The sequence below is a fragment of the Actinocatenispora thailandica genome (genome assembly GCF_016865425.1).
Taxonomy (GTDB): domain Bacteria; phylum Actinomycetota; class Actinomycetes; order Mycobacteriales; family Micromonosporaceae; genus Actinocatenispora; species Actinocatenispora thailandica.
On sequence record NZ_AP023355.1, the window covers coordinates 4588330 to 4604535 of the forward strand.

At 72.1% G+C, this 16206-nt stretch carries 15 protein-coding genes; 4 read left to right on the forward strand and 11 right to left on the reverse strand.

The window, feature by feature from the left end:
• Positions 1 to 66 precede the first annotated feature (66 nt).
• Both Athai_RS20390 and Athai_RS20395 read right to left on the reverse strand, forming a co-directional pair.
• The gene (locus Athai_RS20390) at positions 67 to 303 is read right to left on the reverse strand and encodes a hypothetical protein (protein ID WP_203962979.1); all 237 of its coding nucleotides are present in this window, start codon (positions 301 to 303) and stop codon (positions 67 to 69) included.
• 82 nt (positions 304 to 385) lie between these two features.
• The gene (locus Athai_RS20395; protein WP_203962980.1) at positions 386 to 1324 is read right to left on the reverse strand and encodes an alkaline phosphatase family protein; all 939 of its coding nucleotides are present in this window, start codon (positions 1322 to 1324) and stop codon (positions 386 to 388) included.
• 72 nt (positions 1325 to 1396) lie between these two features.
• On the opposite strand from Athai_RS20395, the gene Athai_RS20400 reads away from it, so the two are divergent.
• The gene (locus Athai_RS20400) at positions 1397 to 1765 is read left to right on the forward strand and encodes a hypothetical protein (protein ID WP_203962981.1); all 369 of its coding nucleotides are present in this window, start codon (positions 1397 to 1399) and stop codon (positions 1763 to 1765) included.
• Here Athai_RS20400 and Athai_RS20405 read toward each other — a convergent pair.
• Positions 1740 to 2768: an alkaline phosphatase family protein gene (locus tag Athai_RS20405; RefSeq protein ID WP_203962982.1), complete on the reverse strand. Its 1029-nt coding sequence runs from the start codon at positions 2766 to 2768 to the stop codon at positions 1740 to 1742. The two genes, Athai_RS20400 and Athai_RS20405, sit on opposite strands and share 26 nt — an antisense overlap.
• Before the next feature lie 376 nt (positions 2769 to 3144).
• Complete coding sequence (locus Athai_RS20410; protein WP_203962983.1) at positions 3145 to 4548, reverse strand: class II 3-deoxy-7-phosphoheptulonate synthase; 1404 nt, start codon at positions 4546 to 4548, stop codon at positions 3145 to 3147.
• A gap of 154 nt (positions 4549 to 4702) precedes the next feature.
• Between Athai_RS20410 and Athai_RS34855 the strand changes: the two genes are divergently transcribed.
• Both Athai_RS34855 and Athai_RS20420 read left to right on the forward strand, forming a co-directional pair.
• The gene (locus Athai_RS34855) at positions 4703 to 6511 is read left to right on the forward strand and encodes an MFS transporter (RefSeq protein WP_203962984.1); all 1809 of its coding nucleotides are present in this window, start codon (positions 4703 to 4705) and stop codon (positions 6509 to 6511) included.
• Complete coding sequence (locus Athai_RS20420) at positions 6501 to 7100, forward strand: acyl-CoA-like ligand-binding transcription factor (RefSeq protein WP_203962985.1); 600 nt, start codon at positions 6501 to 6503, stop codon at positions 7098 to 7100. Before Athai_RS34855 ends, Athai_RS20420 begins: the two co-directional genes overlap by 11 nt.
• A gap of 214 nt (positions 7101 to 7314) precedes the next feature.
• Here Athai_RS20420 and Athai_RS20425 read toward each other — a convergent pair whose 3' ends face one another.
• From Athai_RS20425 to Athai_RS20455, 7 genes are all read right to left on the reverse strand, one after another.
• Complete coding sequence (locus tag Athai_RS20425; protein ID WP_203962986.1) at positions 7315 to 8223, reverse strand: glycine betaine ABC transporter substrate-binding protein; 909 nt, start codon at positions 8221 to 8223, stop codon at positions 7315 to 7317.
• 85 nt (positions 8224 to 8308) lie between these two features.
• Complete coding sequence (locus Athai_RS20430) at positions 8309 to 9271, reverse strand: ABC transporter permease (RefSeq protein ID WP_203962987.1); 963 nt, start codon at positions 9269 to 9271, stop codon at positions 8309 to 8311.
• A complete protein-coding gene (locus tag Athai_RS20435) occupies positions 9258 to 10529 on the reverse strand; it encodes a quaternary amine ABC transporter ATP-binding protein (protein WP_203962988.1) in 1272 nt (423 codons plus the stop codon). Before Athai_RS20435 ends, Athai_RS20430 begins: the two co-directional genes overlap by 14 nt.
• 519 nt (positions 10530 to 11048) lie before the next feature.
• Entirely contained in the window at positions 11049 to 11864 is an 816-nt protein-coding gene (gene proC, locus Athai_RS20440; RefSeq protein ID WP_203962989.1) for a pyrroline-5-carboxylate reductase, read from the reverse strand.
• A 163-nt stretch (positions 11865 to 12027) separates the two neighbouring features.
• On the reverse strand, positions 12028 to 13053 hold the full coding sequence (locus Athai_RS20445; RefSeq protein ID WP_203962990.1) for a 6-phosphofructokinase: 1026 nt from the start codon (positions 13051 to 13053) through the stop codon (positions 12028 to 12030).
• A gap of 343 nt (positions 13054 to 13396) precedes the next feature.
• Positions 13397 to 13921: a polyadenylate-specific 3'-exoribonuclease AS gene (locus Athai_RS20450; RefSeq protein ID WP_203962991.1), complete on the reverse strand. Its 525-nt coding sequence runs from the start codon at positions 13919 to 13921 to the stop codon at positions 13397 to 13399.
• Positions 13922 to 13931: 10 nt separating this feature from the next.
• Positions 13932 to 15089, reverse strand: coding sequence for a low temperature requirement protein A (locus tag Athai_RS20455; RefSeq protein WP_203962992.1), 1158 nt, complete (start codon positions 15087 to 15089; stop codon positions 13932 to 13934).
• Between the two features lie 144 nt (positions 15090 to 15233).
• Here Athai_RS20455 and Athai_RS20460 point away from each other — a divergent pair, with 144 nt between their 5' ends.
• A complete protein-coding gene (locus Athai_RS20460; RefSeq protein WP_203962993.1) occupies positions 15234 to 16127 on the forward strand; it encodes a DUF1028 domain-containing protein in 894 nt (297 codons plus the stop codon).
• The last annotated feature ends 79 nt before the right edge of the window (positions 16128 to 16206 follow it).

Sequence of the window (16206 nt, forward strand, 5' to 3'; positions counted from 1 at the left end):
CCCGGAGCGCACTGATCGGCCCACCGGGCCGGCCCGGACGGCACGGACCGCAGCGGGCCGGCGCGGTCAGCGGCGGCGGCGGTACCAGCGCCGGGCGTAGTGGAACAGCACGAACAGCAGGATCGCCACGATGATCGTGCCGAGCCAGGGCACGTGCGTGTACGGCCGGAGGAAGCCGCCGAGCGCGCGGAAGGCGAAGTGCCAGATCGCCAGCCGGATCAGAAACCGGATCAGAACCGCGATGCCGTGCCCGATCCGGAACCCGCCACGCACCCCGATCGCCGAGACGGTCACCGAAACCATGCCTCCAGCGTGCGCTTCGCCACGTGCGACCACCAACCGCGGCGGACGCGGCTGGAACCGGTCTCGATCGACCCCGAACCCGTCAACGCCAGACGTCGGTGAGCGGGGTGCGGTGAGCGGCGGTGCCGAGCGGCCGCAGGCCGTACATGGCTTCCAGGGTGCGCAGCATCGTGTAGTGGTCGACGCGCCCGCCGTAGTGTCCGGGTCGCACCGGTTGCCCGGCCAGGATCGTCGGGATCCGGTTCGCGCCGCTGCCCTCGTCCTCGTCGAAGGTGACGATCAGCAGGCTGTGGTGGGTCTGCGCCCAGCTGACGTAGCCGCCGAGGTTCGCCGACAGCCAGCGGTCGCCGGTGGACACCGAGCAGTTGTGCATGTCACTGCACAGATCGGGGATGACGAACCCGACCTGCGGCAGCTTCGCGTAGTCGGTCGGCAGCGCCCGCAGCGGCAGCTGGGTCCGCGCCGGCACGTTCGCGAAATTGGTCCACGGCGCGTGCTTGCGGGCGTAGTTGCCGTTGTCGCACCCGGCGAAGCCCGCCGACGGCAAGCCCTCCGCGTACGAGGCGTAGCTGTGCCCGGACCCGAGCAGCTGCGCGCCGAGGCTGCCCGCATGGAGCGTGTGCGGGCAGGAGTCGTCGGTGATCCCGTGCGTACTGCCGGAGAACAGCGCGAGGTAGTTCGGCTGGCTGGGGTGCGCGACGCCGTGCGAGTCGGTCAGCAGCGCGCCCCGCTTCGCCAGCAGGTTCAGGTAGGGCGCCTGCGAGCTGCCGACGACGTTGTCGTAGCCCTTGTTCTCGAACACCACCACCAGCACGTGCGCCGGCTGCGGCACCGCGCCCGCGGCGGGCGGCGCCGGGCGGCCGCTGGTACCGGAGGCGGCCGGAGATCTCGTACCGGAGACGCTCGGCGAGGTGGCGCCGGCTCCCCGCGGGGAGCCGCCGGACGACCCGCAGCCGGCGAGCAGCACCAGGCTCAGCGCCACCGCGAGCAGCGGCAGCACCCGTACCGTCCGGTTCACCATCACCCCTCCAGCCTGCACCGTACGCGGGCGTCGTCGCTCGCTGCTGTCGCCCGGCGCTGGTACAACCGGAGCGTGTACGAGCAGACGGGTGGCGAGCCGAGCGCCGGGACGCGGCGCTGGCAGTGGTTCGTCACGCCGCCGGCGGTGCTGCTGAGCCTCGCCTGGTACGCCGGGTTCGTCGCCGGTTACGTCGCGCTGGTCGCGGCGCAGACCCGGCACGGCGGCCCGGTCGGCGCCCTGATCGCCGAGGGGCTGCCGCTGTTGCCGCCGATCGCCGGTGCCGTCCTCGGCGCCCGGATCGCCCGGGGCCGGGGGCTGCTGCGCATCGTGTTCCACGCCGCGATCGGCGCGCTGCTCGCGCTCGCCGTCGTCACCGTCCTGCTGTACGGGATAGTCGCGTTCCTCGCGGCCGTGTTCAACCACCCGCGGCCCGGCGGGTGATCGGCGGCTGCTGGAACACGTTCGTCAGCGGTTGCCGGTCGGCGGCGGTGCCGAGCGGGGGCAGCCCGTACATGGCCTCCAGGGTGCGCAGGATCGTGTAGTGGTCGACGTGCTCGGGGTAGGTACCGGGCCGCACCGGCTGCCCGACGAGGATCGTCGGCACCCGGTTCACCGTGGTGTCGTCGTCCTCGTCGAACGTCACCAGCAGCACGCTGTGGTGTGTCTGCGCCCACCGGGCGTACGGGTCGAGCGTGCGCCGGGCCCACCGGTCGCCGGTGGCCACCGAGCAGTAGTGCATGTTGTGGCACATGTTCGGCAGCACGAAGCTGACGGTCGGCAGTTTCGCGTAGTCGTGCGGGAACGCGGTCAGCGGTCGCTGGGTGCCGGCCGGTACCGACGCGAAGTCGGTCCACGGCGCGATCGCCCGGTCGTAGTGGCCGGTCCGGCAGCCGGGGTAGCCGGTCGACGGCAGCCCCTCCGCGTACGAGGCGTAGCTGTCCCCCGACGTCCGCAACTGGGCGCCCAGGTTGCCGGTGTGGAACCGCTGCGGGCACCTGTCCCCGGTCACCCCCTGGGTACTGCCGGAGAACAGCGCCAGGTAGTTCGGCTGGCTGGGGTGCGCCACCCCGTACGACTGGGTCAGGTAGGCGCCGCGGTGCGCGAGCCCGGTCAGGTACGGCGCGTGGCTGCTGCCGACGACCGAGCTCGCCTTCTTGTTCTCGAACACGACGACCACCACGTGCGCCGGCCGCGGTGTCCGCCCGCCGGCGACGACCGGGGTACCGCCGCTCCCCTCGGCCGGCCCCCGGGTGACCTTCGGGGCCGGATGCGAGGGATGCGACCCGGTGAGCGCATGCCACCCCTTCGCCGCCAGCGGGTGACCGGGCAGTGGCCGGGTGCACCCCGCCAGCGCCAGCACCAGCACCGCGATTCCGGCGGTCAGCGCGGCGACCCGCCGCCGTCGCGGACGCCGGGGCCGCCCGGCCCGCTCGGTTCTGCCCATCCCGCCTCCGTGCCGGGTACCTGGCCGCCCAGCCGCGGCGCAGGGTCCATCACCTCGACGGTGGCAGCCGGCGGATCCGGCCAACCAGGCTCCGGCCGGTTTCTTTGCCTGCGGGTGACGATCTTTAACCCGGCCACACCACCCGCTCACCTTGCCGGGGCCGCACCACCTACCGGGACGCCGCGCCGCTCCCGAATCGGACGACCGGACGGAGCCGGCGGCGTTCTGACCTGCGAAGCTTGCAGACGCCACCGCGCCGCCTCTCACCCCTCCGGTCGGGCCGCTCGATGCGCGGTCAGGAGCAGACCGGCGTCCTCGACGTCGACGACACAGCTCGATGCGCACGAGCCGTGCCAAGGTCGCGGACGACGGCAGGTCAGCCGCGGAGCATCTCGGCGACGAGGAACGCGAGTTCCAGCGACTGCTGGGTGTTCAGGCGCGGGTCGCAGGCCGTCTCGTACCGGGTGGGCAGGTGCAGCTCCTCCAGCGCCTGCGCGCCGCCGAGGCACTCGGTGACGTCCTCGCCGGTCAACTCGACGTGGATGCCGCCCGGGTGGGTGCCCTGGCCACGGTGCACCTCGAAGTAGCCGAGCACCTCGTCCACGATCCGGTCGAACTGCCGGGTCTTGTACCCGTTGGACGACTCGAAGGTGTTGCCGTGCATGGGATCGCACTGCCAGACGACCTTGGCGCCGGCGGCGGTGACCTTCTCGACGATGGGTGGCAGCGCGTCGCGCACCTTGCCGTTGCCCATCCGGCTGATCATGGTGAGCCGGCCCGGGATGTTGTCCGGGTTGAGACGCTCGCACAGCTCGATCGCGGTCTCCGGGGTGGTGCTCGGGCCGATCTTGACGCCGATCGGGTTCGCGATTCGGGAGACGAAGTCGATGTGCGCGCCGTCCATCCGCCGGGTCCGCTCGCCGACCCAGACGAAGTGCCCGGACAGGTCGTACGCGGCGTCGCCGGCGACCCGGGTCAGTGCCCGCTCGTACTCCAGCACCAGCGCCTCGTGGCTGCCGTACAGGGTGACCTCGCGCAGCTCGTCGGCGTCGGACATGCCGCACGCGTTCATGAACCGCAGCGCCCGGTCGATCTCCCGGCCGATCGCCTCGTACCGCTCGCCGGCGGCCGAGGAACGCACGAAGTCCTTGTTCCAGGTGTGCACCTGGTGCAGGTCGGCGAGGCCACCGGACAGGTAGGCCCGGAGCATGTTCATCGCCGCCGCCGCGTTCGCGTACGCCCGGATCATCCGCTGCGGGTCGGCCACCCGCGCCTCGGGCGTGGCGTCCAGCGAGTTGATCATGTCGCCGCGGTAGGCGGACAGGCCCAGCGCGTCGGTCTGCTTGGACCGCGGCTTCGCGTACTGCCCGGCCACCCGGCCGACCTTCACCACCGGCATGCTCGCGCCGTAGGTCAGCACGATCGCCATCTGCAGCAGGGTGCGGGCGTTGGCGAGCAGGTGCTGCTCGGTGTTGGACACGAACGTCTCCGCGCAGTCGCCGCCCTGCAGCAGGAACGCCCGACCCTCGCACACCTCGGCGAGGCGCGCCCGCAGCTGGTCCACCTCGTACGGTGCGACGACCGGCGGCACCGCGGACAGCACCTGGCCGACCTGGTCGACCTCCGCCTGGTCCGGCCAGCTGACGCCCTGGTCGCGGGGTAGCTCGCGCCACGCGTCCAGTCCGAGCTTGGCCACCTCGTGCTCGTCGGCATCGCGGGTGGTCAGCACGCTGGTCGTGTCCAGGCCGGGGAAGCGCAGATCATGCCATTCTCGCCGCACGCACGACAGCCTACGGCGTACCCCGCCGTACCGGTCCCGCAGGTCGCGGCCGTCTCACCAGGTGCTCTCCGAAGCCATCCCGGGGATATTGACAGCTCGATTCTTTTGGCATCTACTTGTTTTTGAGAGTTGATGTCATTTTTTGGAGGCGGTCATGATCCGGTACGGCCCGGCGCGGCAGGGCGCGATCCTCGTCGCGCTCTGGCTCGCGGTACTGGTGGTCGGGTTGGACACGATGGTGCTCAGCGTGGCGCTGGCCACCCTGAGCAAGGACCTCGGCGCGAGCAACGCCCAGTTGCAGTGGGTCACCGACGCGTACACGCTGGCGCTCGCGGCGCTGCTGCTGCCGGTCGGCCTGCTCTCCGACCGGTACGGCAGGCGCACCGTGCTGCTCGCCGGCCTCGCCGTGTTCGGCCTGGCGTCCGCGGCCTGCGCCGAGGTCGACTCGCCGGCCCAGCTGATCGCGGCCCGCGCGGCGCTCGGGGTCGGCGCCGCGGTGCTGCTGTCGGTACCGCTGTCGATCGTGCCGGCCGTCTTCGGCGCCGCGGCCCGGCGCAGCGCCGGAGGTGCGTCCGCGGGCACCGCCGGGAGTGCGTCCGGCGGCACCGCCGGGAGTGCGTCCGGCGGCACCGCCGGGAGTGCGTCCGGCGGCAGCGCCGGGGGTGCACAGCCGGCCGCCGGGGCCGGCTCGGCGACCGCACCCGGCGACCGCACCGACCGGGAGGCAGGTGGGCCGGACGGCATCCCTGCGAAGACCGGGGGCGGCAGGGCCCTGCCCACGTCGACGGCGCTGGCGATCCTGGTGTCCGGGATGATGCTCGGGCTGCCGCTCGGGCCGCTGCTCGGCGGCTGGCTGCTCGGCCACTTCTGGTGGGGCTCGGTGTTCCTGATCAACGTGCCGATCGTGCTGGTCGCGATGATCGTGGTGGCGCTGACCATCCCGCAGTCCCGGGCGAGCACGCACCGGCCCGACCTGCTCGGGGTCGCGCTGTCGACGCTCGGCCTGGTCGCGCTGGTCTACGGCGTCATCGAGGGCCCGGAGCGCGGCTGGACCAGCCCTCCGGTACTGGTCGGACTGGGCGCGGCGGTCCCGCTGCTGGTGGGCTTCGTGGCCTGGCAGGCGCGGGCCGGGCAGCCACTGGTACGGCTCGGGCTGTTCGCCGACCGCCGCTTCTCGGTCGGCGTGCTGGCGATGACGCTCGCCGGCTTCGCGCTGTTCGGCGTCGTGTTCGTGCTCCCGCAGTACCTGCAGGTGGTGCTCGGCACCGACGCGTTCGGCGCCGGGCTACGGCTGCTGCCGCTGATCGCCGGGATGCTGGTGGCGGCGCCGGCAGGCGACCGGCTGTGCCGGTGGCTCGGCCGCCGGCTGCCGGTGGCCGGCGGGCTGCTGGTGGTCACGGTCGGGCTGGTGGTGCAGTCCCGCGTCGACGTGTCCAGCGGGTACCGGCTGACCGCGGTGGCGATGCTGATCGAGGGGTTCGGCATCTCCCTGGCACTGTCGCCGGCGATGGACTCGGCGCTCGCCACCTTCGGTACCGACGAGGCGGCGACCGGCTCGTCGCTGGTCCAGGCGATCCGGCAGGTCGGCGCCGCGCTGAGCATCGCGATCCTGGGCAGCGTGCTGAACGCCGCCTACCGGGACCGGCTGGACCCGACGCTGACCGGACTGCCGCCCGCGGCGGCGCACGCGGCCCGGGGTTCGGTCGGCGGCGCGGCGGAGGTGGCGCACCGGATGGGGCCGGCCGGCGCGCCGCTGCGGGCCGCGGCGGACGGCGCGTTCGTGCACGGCATGTCGGTGATGCTGCTGGCCTGCGCCGGCGCCGCCGCGGTCAGCGCGGTGGTCGCCGCCCTGCTGCTGCCGAACCGGGACCGGCCGGTACCCGGGCCGGCGGCGACGCCGAGCCGCGCCGCACCGCCGGCGCTCGTCACCGGCAGGCAGCACAATGAACGGTATGAAGGCTGATTCACCGGCGGGTGCGCCGGGTCTGCGGGAGCGCAAGAAGCTCAAGACCCGGCGCGCCATCCAGCACCACGCGCTGCGGCTGTTCGCCGAGCAGGGCTACGACCAGACCACCGTGGAGCAGATCGCCGCCGCCGCCGAGGTCTCCCCCAGCACGTTCTTCCGGTACTACCCGACGAAGGACGACGTGGTCCTCGCCGACGACTACGATCCGCTGTTCTACCAGGCGGTCCGGGACCGGCCGGCGGCCGAGAAGCCGCTCGCCGCGCTGCACAACGCGATGATGGCGCTGATGCCGCAGTTCGCCGCGGAGGCCGGGGAGGACACCCGGAAGCGGCTGCGACTGGTGCTGTCGGTACCGGCGCTGCGCGGCAGGATCATCCAGGGTGTTGCCGAGTCGACCCGGGCGATCGCTCTGGCCCTGGCCGAGCGCGCCGGCCGGGAGACCCCGGACTTCGCCGACGAGTCGGTGGCCGCCGCCTACATCGGCATCGCTTCGGTGGCGGTACTGCGCTGGGCCGAATCGCCCGAGGACCTCGATCCGGGAGCGCTGCTCGAAGCGGGCGTCGCCGCCCTCCGCACCGGCTCCTGACCCTCCACAATGGACACCCTTCACCAGGCTGTCCACTGTGGCACGTCGAACCCGGCCGGAACCGCCCGGCGTCCTCGACAGTCGGGTGCCCAGGTGCAGATCGAGGTCGGCACCGGCCAGCGCGGCGCCGAACATCTGCCTGCGGACACGATGTCGGCCGGCCGATTGTGCAATGTCGACAATCGACCGGCCGAAAAAAGGACCCGGTACTAGGTCAGGCGGTCATCTGCTTGACGAAGTCCTGGTTCTCGTTCATCCACTTGGTGACACCGGCGGCGACGTCGCTGGACTGCTTGTTCAGCGCCTCGTTCTCCAGCGCCGCGAGCTGCGCGTCGGGCATCTTGAAGTTCTTCAGCCAGCCGGCCAGTTCCTTGTGGTTGGAGCTGAAGCCCTTGTGCGCGTAGGTGTGGATCTTCTCCTTGGCGCCCATCAGACCCTTCGGGTCCTTCAGGTCCTTCAGCTTGTACGCCGAGTACGCCCAGTGCGGGCGCCACAGCGTGACCACGATCGGCTTCTTCGATGCGTACGCGCTCTTCAGGGCGCTGAGCATCGCGGTGGTCGACGAGGTCTGCAGGGTGTAGTCGCTCAGCTTGTAGCCGCTGATCGCTTCCTTGGCCGCCTTGGTCAGACCGGCACCCGGCTCGATTCCGACGATCTTGCCGTCGACCTGGCTCGCCTTGCCCTTCAGGTCGGCGATGCTGTTCACGTCCGTCATGTACTGCGGAACGGTGATGTCCAGCGTGGCCTGGTCGTACCAGATGCCGAGATCTTCCATCTGGCTGCCGTACTTGTCCACGTAGGTCTTGTGGGTCTTGGGCAGCCAGGTGTCCATGAACAGGTCCAGGTCACCGCCGGCCAGGCCGGTGAAGGTCGGGCCCGCGTCGCTGATGTTCTTCAGCGTGACGGTGTAGCCCTTCTTCTCCAGCACCTGCTTCCACAGCTCGCTGACCACCTGGTCCTCGGCCCAGCCCTGCAACACGCCGATGGTCACCGACTTGCTGTTCCCGCTGGAGCCAGAGCCGCCGCTGACCTCCTTGCTCTTCCCGCACGCCGCCAGCGTCGCCGACAGCGTCAACGCGACCGCGACACCCGCGACCACTCGGGCGACCAGTTTCCGTCGCACCTGGGGTTCCTTTCTCCTCTGGATCGGCCAGACGGCCGGATCGGGCGGCAGCGCCGGCAACGCCGGGAGCCGCCATCGGGATCTGTCAGGCATTCACCTTGGCCGCCTGCTCGGCGTCCGAATTGGTGTTGCGGGCCCGTGCCTGCCGGCGCTTCAGCGCGCGCGACCGGCGGGCGAGCCGGGCCTCCGGCGCCGCGCGCTCGCCCAACCCGGCGGTGAGCCGGTCCAGCACGATCGCGAGGATCACCACGGCCAGGCCGCTCTGGAAGCCGGCGGCGACGTCGGTCTGCGACACCGCGCCAACCACGTCCTGGCCGAGTCCCGGCGCCGAGAGCATGCCGGCGATCACGACCATCGACAGGGTCAGCATGATCACCTGGTTGACGCCGGCCATCATCGTGCCCAGCGACAGCGGCAGCTTGATCCGCAGCAGCACCTTCCACGGCGACGCGCCGAACGCCTCACCGGCCTCGACCACCTCGTGGTTGACCTGCCGGATGCCCAGCTCGGTGAACCGCACCCCGGGCGGCATCGCGAACACGACGGTCGCGACCAGGCCGGGCGCCGGCCCCAGGCCGAGCAGGATCACGGCCGGGATCAGGTACACGAACTGCGGCATCGTCTGCATCAGGTCGAGGATCGGCTTGACGATCCGGGACACCCAGGCGTTCTGTGCCGCCGCGATGCCGATGGGTATCGCGAGTATCAGCGACACCGCTGCCGCCACGATGACCAACGCCAGCGTCTTCATCGCGTCGTCCCACAGCTGCATCGACACGATCAGCAGCGGACCGAGCAACGCGAAGATGGCGAACTTCCAGGTCCGCAGCCACAGGCCGAGCAGCACGAAGATGATGATCATCACCGGCCACGGCACCGCGATCAGCGCATCGGACAGGCCGGAGACGACGGTCTCGACGATGGACTTGACGTCGTCGAACAGCACGCCGATGTTGTTCTTCAGCCAGTCGACGACGTCCTCGGCCCAGGTACCGACCGGGATCTGCGGAATCGACGGTCCGGAATCGGCAAGCTCATGCAGAGACATCGGCGTTCCCTTCCCGATCGCCGGGCAGGGTGCCGGTCGGTCCGTACCCGGGTGGTGGGTTGTCCACCGGTTCGGGCTCCTCGGTGCCCGTGCCCAGCGCCGCGAGCAACGTCACCCGGGGGATCACGCCGAGCAGCTTGCCGTCGTCGTCCACCACCGCCAGCGGGACCGGAGTCTCCGCGGCGGGCGTGAACAGTTCGGCGACCGGCGTGTCCGGGCCTACCTTCACGATCTCGTCGTCGAGCAGCGAACTCAGGCTCGACTCGCCCTGCCGCACCGCCTCGGAGGTGGGTCCCTCGCGGACCACGCCGGCGAGCTTGCGGTCCCGGCTGAGCACGAACAGCGCGGCGAGCTGGTTCTCCCGCATCGTCTTGACCGCGGCGCGGGGGCCGCCGCCGACGCCGATGGTGGCGGCCGGCTGCTCCATGATCGAGCTGGCGGTCAGCACCCGGGTGCGGTCCACGTCGGCGACGAACTGCGCCACGTAGTCGTTCGCCGGGTCGGTGAGGATCTCCTCGGCGGTACCGATCTGCACGATCCGCCCGTCCCGCATCACCGCGATGTGGTCACCGACCCGCATCGCCTCGTTCAGGTCGTGGGTGATGAACACGATCGTCTTGCCGAGCCGGCTCTGCAGCTCCAGCAGCTGGGTCTGCATGTCCCGCCGGATCAGCGGGTCCAGCGCGCTGAACGCCTCGTCCATCAGCAGCACGTCGGTACCGGCCGCGAACGCGCGGGCCAACCCGACCCGCTGCTGCATGCCGCCGGACAGCTGCGAGGGCAGGCTCTCCTCCCAGCCCTCCAGCCCGACCATCGCGAGCGACTCGCGCGCCTTCTGCCGGCGCACCGCGGTGGCCTCGCCCTTGACCTCCAGCGGGTAGGCCGCGTTGTCCAGCACCGTGCGGTGCGGCAGCAGCGCGAAGTGCTGGAAGACCATGCTGACCTTGCGCTGGCGCAGCTCGCGGAGCTGCTTGGGCCGCATCTTGCTGATGTCGATGCCGTCGATCTCGACGGTGCCGGCGGTCGGCCGCCACAGCCCGTTGAGCATCCGGATCAGGGTCGACTTCCCCGAGCCGGACAGCCCCATCACGACAAAGATCTCACCCGGCGCCACCTCGAACGACGCATCGATGACCGCGGCGGTGGCGCCCTGGGCGCGCACTTCCTCGCGGCTCGCCCCGGAGGACAGCGCCTTCGCGGCCTGCTCCGGTCGGCGACCGAACACCTTGTACACCGAGTCTGCGCGTACTGCTGGCACGATCTCCTCTTCGCTCGTCGGGTCGCACCGCGTCACCCTCCGAGCCGGAGCCGGCGGCTACACGGCGTAACCGATGTCAGGCGCGGGGCCGGCCCGAACGGGTTCCGAACCGGCACTGTCACAGCCGCACGGCAGGCACCACAGACGAACCATCGACCCGCGTGCACGGCCGTGGCGCGCGTGTCCAACGTGGCCAACCCTATCGAAGGCTCGCCGACTCGCATCCCGAGGATGTCACGTGACGGTAAACCGAGGGGTCGATAGCCGGTTATTGGTCGGCAATTGTCCCGGTACCGCGCCCGGCAACTCCCCCGCCATCCGTTACATCTATGTGATCTCCGGAGCAGATACTGCCGGACGGTCAGCGACCTGCGGCGGTCCAGCGGGCACCCACCCGGACGCCGACGCCAGCGTGCCGACCCGGGCCGGACCGGCGACGCGAGGCGCTCACTCATTGCAACCGAGCACCGGGGCGCCTCGGCGGCCACCCGCCGGGCACCTGGTCACGCATTGCCACCGTCAGGTGTAGTCGGCGGCGATTTCCCGGGCCCGGTCCCGGGCCGCCTCCAACGCCGCGATCAAGGCCGCCCGCACCTTGTGGTCCTCCAGCTCCCGGATCGCGTTGATGGTGGTACCGGCGGGCGAGGTGACCGCCTCACGCAGTTTGACCGGATGCTCCCCCGAGTCGCGCAGCATCGCCGCCGAGCCGATCACCGTCTGCAGGATCAGCTCGTACGCGACCTGCCGGGGCAGGCCGAGCAGGATGCCGGCGTCGGTCATCGCCTCGACCAGGTAGTAGATGTACGCGGGGCCGGACCCGGACAGCGCGGTCACCGCGTCCTGCTGCGACTCGGGCAGCCGGATGGTGCGCCCCAGCGGCCGGAACATCTCCTCGGCCAGCGCGAGCTGCTCGGCGGTGGCGTGCGTACCGCCGGAGATCGCCGTCATCGCCTGGTCGACCATCGCCGGGGTGTTCGACATGACCCGGATGACCGGGGTGCCGGCCGGCAGGTGCTTCTCGAAGAAGGACGTCGGCAGGCCGGCACAGATCGACACCACGACCACGTCCGGCGCCACCTTCGGGCCGAGCGTGGCCAGCAACGCCGGCGCGTCCTGCGGCTTCACCGCGATCGTCAGCACGTCCGCCGACGCCGCCGCCTCGTCGTTGTCGACCACCCGCACGCCGTAGCGCACCGTGAGTTCCTCGGCCCGCTCCGGCCGCCGCGCCGTCGCGAGCAGCCGGCTCGCCGGCCAGCCGGCCCGCAGCAGCCCGGACAGCAGCGTCTCACCCATCTTGCCGGCGCCGACCACGGCGACCGTGTGCTCCCCACCCATCCCCCGACCCTACGTCCGCACCCCACGACCCTGGCCGCTCGTCCCACGCCCCGGTACGGCACACCCGGCGCCCACACCGGAAACGGCCAGGCGGCGTCAGGATCTCGCCCCTGCTCCCCGGCGGAGGAGGTCAAGGGGCCAAGGCCCCCTTGACGGGGGGTGATCAGCCGAAGAAGACCTCGGCCTCGCCGTACCGCTCCGGCGGCACCGTCTTGATCTTCGCGGTCGCCTCCGCCAGCGGCACCCGCACGATGTCGGTACCGCGCAGCGCCACCATCTGGCCCCAGTCCTTGTCGTGCACCGCATCCACGGCGTGCAGACCGAACCGGGTCGCCAGCACCCGGTCGTACGCGGTCGGGGTGCCGCCGCGCTGGATGTGCCCCAGGACGACGGCGCGCGCCTCCTTGCCGGTGCGCTGCTCGATCGAGTCGGCCAGCCACTGCCCGATGCCGCCCAGCCGCACGTGCCCGAAGGAGTCGAGCTGGTCGGTCTGGGTCACCTCGTGCGCCTTGGCCGGCACCGCTCCCTCGGCGACCACGACGATCGGCGAGTACTGCGAGCGGAACCGTTCCTCGATGTACTCGCAGACCTGGTCCAGGTCGAACGGGCGCTCCGGGGTGAGGATGACGTTCGCGCCACCGGCCAGGCCGGAGTGCAGCGCGATCCAGCCGGCGTGCCGGCCCATCACCTCCACCACCACCGTGCGGTGGTGGCTCTCCGCGGTGGTGTGCAGCCGGTCGATCGCCTCGGTGGCGATGTTGACCGCGGTGTCGAACCCGAACGTGTAGTCGGTGGCGCCGAGGTCGTTGTCGATGGTCTTCGGTACCCCGATGACCGGCAACCCCTCGCCGTGCAGCTTCGCGGCGGCACCGAGGGTGTCCTCGCCGCCGATCGCGATCAGCGCGTCCACCCCGAGCTCGGCGAGGTTGTCCCGGATCCGCTGGCCGCCGTCGTCGGACGCGAACGGGTTGGTCCGGGACGAACCGAGGATGGTGCCGCCGCGGGGCAGGATGCCGCGTACCTGATCGACGCCGAGCGGCATCGTGGCGCTCTCCAGCGGCCCGCGCCAGCCGTCGCGGAAGCCGAGGAACTCGTTGCCGTACACCTTCGTGCCCTTGCGGACGACCGCTCGGATCACGGCGTTCAGGCCGGGACAGTCGCCGCCGCCGGTGAGTACGCCGATGCGCATGATCGCTCACTCCTTCGTCACCAACGTGGCCGTGGCGCGGGGCATCGGCGTCGTTGCCGCCCCATGCCGGCCAGCCTAGGGTCTGCCCCGGCCGATGTGGGCACAACCGGGGCAATCCAGTGCCGATCGGCCGACACCCACATGGTCGAGGTGAGGCCACACATCCCGGCAGCAACGGCGACGAGCACCGTCGAGGTCGGGTCGCAGCTTCCATACTTGCCGATCGAGGCCGCCGACGACAGACCCACCGACCTGCGACGACGCCGTGCGGGTGCGCGGGTGGACCGACCCGGCCGACCGATCCGGCCAGGCCGTACGAGAGGAAGGGGGTGCGCTCCGCCGGTCAGCCGCGGCCGGCGGGCGACAGGTTCATCGCGCGCCACCGGGCCAGGCCGAGACGCGCGTCGGCCAGGGCGTCGTGCCGGTCGCTGCCGTGGCCGGGCAGTTCCGGGCAGCCCAACGACTCCCAGCGCTGCCGCAGCTCGTGCGTGAACCGGGGGATCTCCCGGGGCAGCGCCGGCATCGCGCCCCACAGCTGCGCCACCGCGACGTGGTCGTACGCGGCGAGCCAGGCCCACAGCTCGATCCGGTCGGCGCGCCCCGCGCGCAGCGGCTCGGTCAGGTAGTCGTACAGGTCGTCGCGGATCCGCGCGCGGGAGCGCCACGCCCGGTCCGCCGGTGACGGCAGCTTGTCCAGCACGTGCCGGCGCACCCAGTCGATCGCCCGGCCCGGGTCGAACTCGGTCGACACCGCATAGAACTCCCGGTCGTCCTCGTCGACCACGCCGATCGAGACCAGGTCGATGGTCCGACCGTCCTCGATGAACTCGCAGTCGACGAAGTACCGGTGCACCCGCTCCGTCCCCATGCCCGGCACCCTACGCGTTCGCCGGTGGCGCCTCGTCGCCATCCGCCGCGGTGCGCGGGCCGGTCACCGCGGCCTCCACCGCGAGCCCGGCGGCGACCAGTACGGCGAGGACGGCGAGCTGCGCGACGACCCCCACGTACCGGCCGACCGGCGCGGTGCCGAGCGCGGCCACGGCGAGCCCGGTGCGCACCGCGACCGGGCCGGCCGACAGCACCCGGCGGAAGCAGACGTCACCGGCCAGGTACCCGGCGACCCCCACCGCGGTGACCGCCGCGACCGGCCAGCTCGGCTCGCCGTGCCCGAGGCCGATCGCCACCCCGGCCGACAGCAGCACGATGCCCAGCATCATCGGGATGTAGGAGTAGAAGAAGCCGTGGACCGCGAGCCGGGGACGTTCGGCGAGCTCGGCCCGGCGCATCCGCGCCTCGGCCGCCTCGACCGCCCCGGCGCCGAAGTAGACCCACCACAGCATCGCCAGCAGCGCGAGGACCAGCACCGCCGTCCCGGCCAGTCGCGGGTCGACCGGGCGGCCGGCGACACCCTTGCCGATCGAGACGACCGACTCGCCGAAGGCCACGATCAGCAGCAGCCCGTGCCGCTCGACGAAGTGTCCGGGCGCGATCCGGAACTGGGAATCCTCGCCGACCACCCGGGCCAGCCGCGGGGTGACGACCTGCACCGCCAGCGCCACCGCCCACAGCCAGGGCCGTACCGCCCCGGGCAGGAAGCCGGCGGTCAGCACCAGCGCCCCGGACAGCAGGTTGAACGGCGCGACCCGCAGCATCCCGCGCCACGCCTCGGTCAGCCCGAACAGCGCCAGGTGCACCAGCACCACGACCAGGTACCCGAGCCCGAACGCGATCCCGCCCGACCCGGTGATCTGCGGCAACGCCAGCGCCATGACCAGGAAGCCGGCCATCGCGGCGACCAGCAGCACCCGCCGGACCGGGTCGCTCGGCGCCGCGGCGTTGGTGACCCAGGCGAACGCGCCGTACATCCACCACAGCACCCCGAACAGCAGCAGCACCCGCAGCACGGCCAGCCAGCTCAACTCGTGTTCGATCAGCCCGGTCAGCTGGGTCAGGGTGAACACGAAGACCAGGTCGAAGAACAGCTCCAGCGTCGAGACGCTCTCCGGCGTCGCCTGCGCCCGCCGCAGCCGCACCATCCGTCCGCCTTTCCCCGTCTTTGCCGCACCGCGTCGCTGCGGCTGCCGGTCTGGGGAGGGTACCGGGACGGCCGGTACCCGTTCGCTAAGGTCACCGGCCAGGGACCACGGTGCCGGCCCGGCACCGGGCGACGGAGGTGACCGATGACGTTCTCGATCGTGGCCCGCGGTACCGGCGGCTCCGGCCGGCCCGCCTACGGGGTGGCGGTGGCCAGCAAGTTCCTCGCGGTCGGTGCCGCGGTACCGGCAGTCGATCCGGTGGCCGGCGCGCTCGCCACCCAGTCGATGGCGAACCTCGCCTACCGGCCGCAGGGCCTCGCCCTGCTGCGCACCGGTACCGCCGCGGCCGACGTGGTCGCCGGACTCACCGCCGCCGACGGGCTGCGCGACGAGCGGCAGCTCGGCGTGGTGGGCCCGACCGGCGACGGGGCGACCTACACCGGCGCGCACTGCCTGGACTGGGCCGGCGGTACGAGCGGGGACGGGTTCGCGATCCAGGGCAACATCCTGGCCGGGCCGGGCGTGGTCGAGGCGATGCGGACGGCGTTCCTCGACTCGTCCGGGCCGTTGCCGGGCCGGCTGCTCGCCGCGCTGCACGCCGGGGACCGGGCCGGCGGCGACCGGCGCGGCCGGCAGAGCGCCGCGTTGCTGGTCGCGGAGGCCAACGCCGGCTACGGCGCCGACCCGGCCGGCCCGTACCTGGGCGACAGCGGCAGCCATCTCGCCGTCGACCTGCGGGTGGACGACCACCCCGCACCGGTCGCCGAGCTGCGCCGACTGCTCGCCGCGCACCACCTGTACTTCGATCGGCCCGATCCGGCCAGTCTGCTGCCGTTGACCGGCCCGCTCGCCGACGAGGTGCGCGCGTTGCTCGCCGGCCTCGGCCACCCGGCGACCGCCGAGCCGCCGCCCGCCCTCGACGACGCCCTGGCCGAGTGGGCCGGCATCGAGAACTACGAGCTGCGGCTGGCCCCCGGCCACATCGACCCGCTGGTACTGGACCGGCTGCGCGCCACCGCAACCACCCCGCCCCGTTGACCATGGGGTTATCGTCCCGGGAAACGCCTGCCCGGCAGGACAACCCCATGATCGACCGGGGTCGGCGGAGGGAGAACTC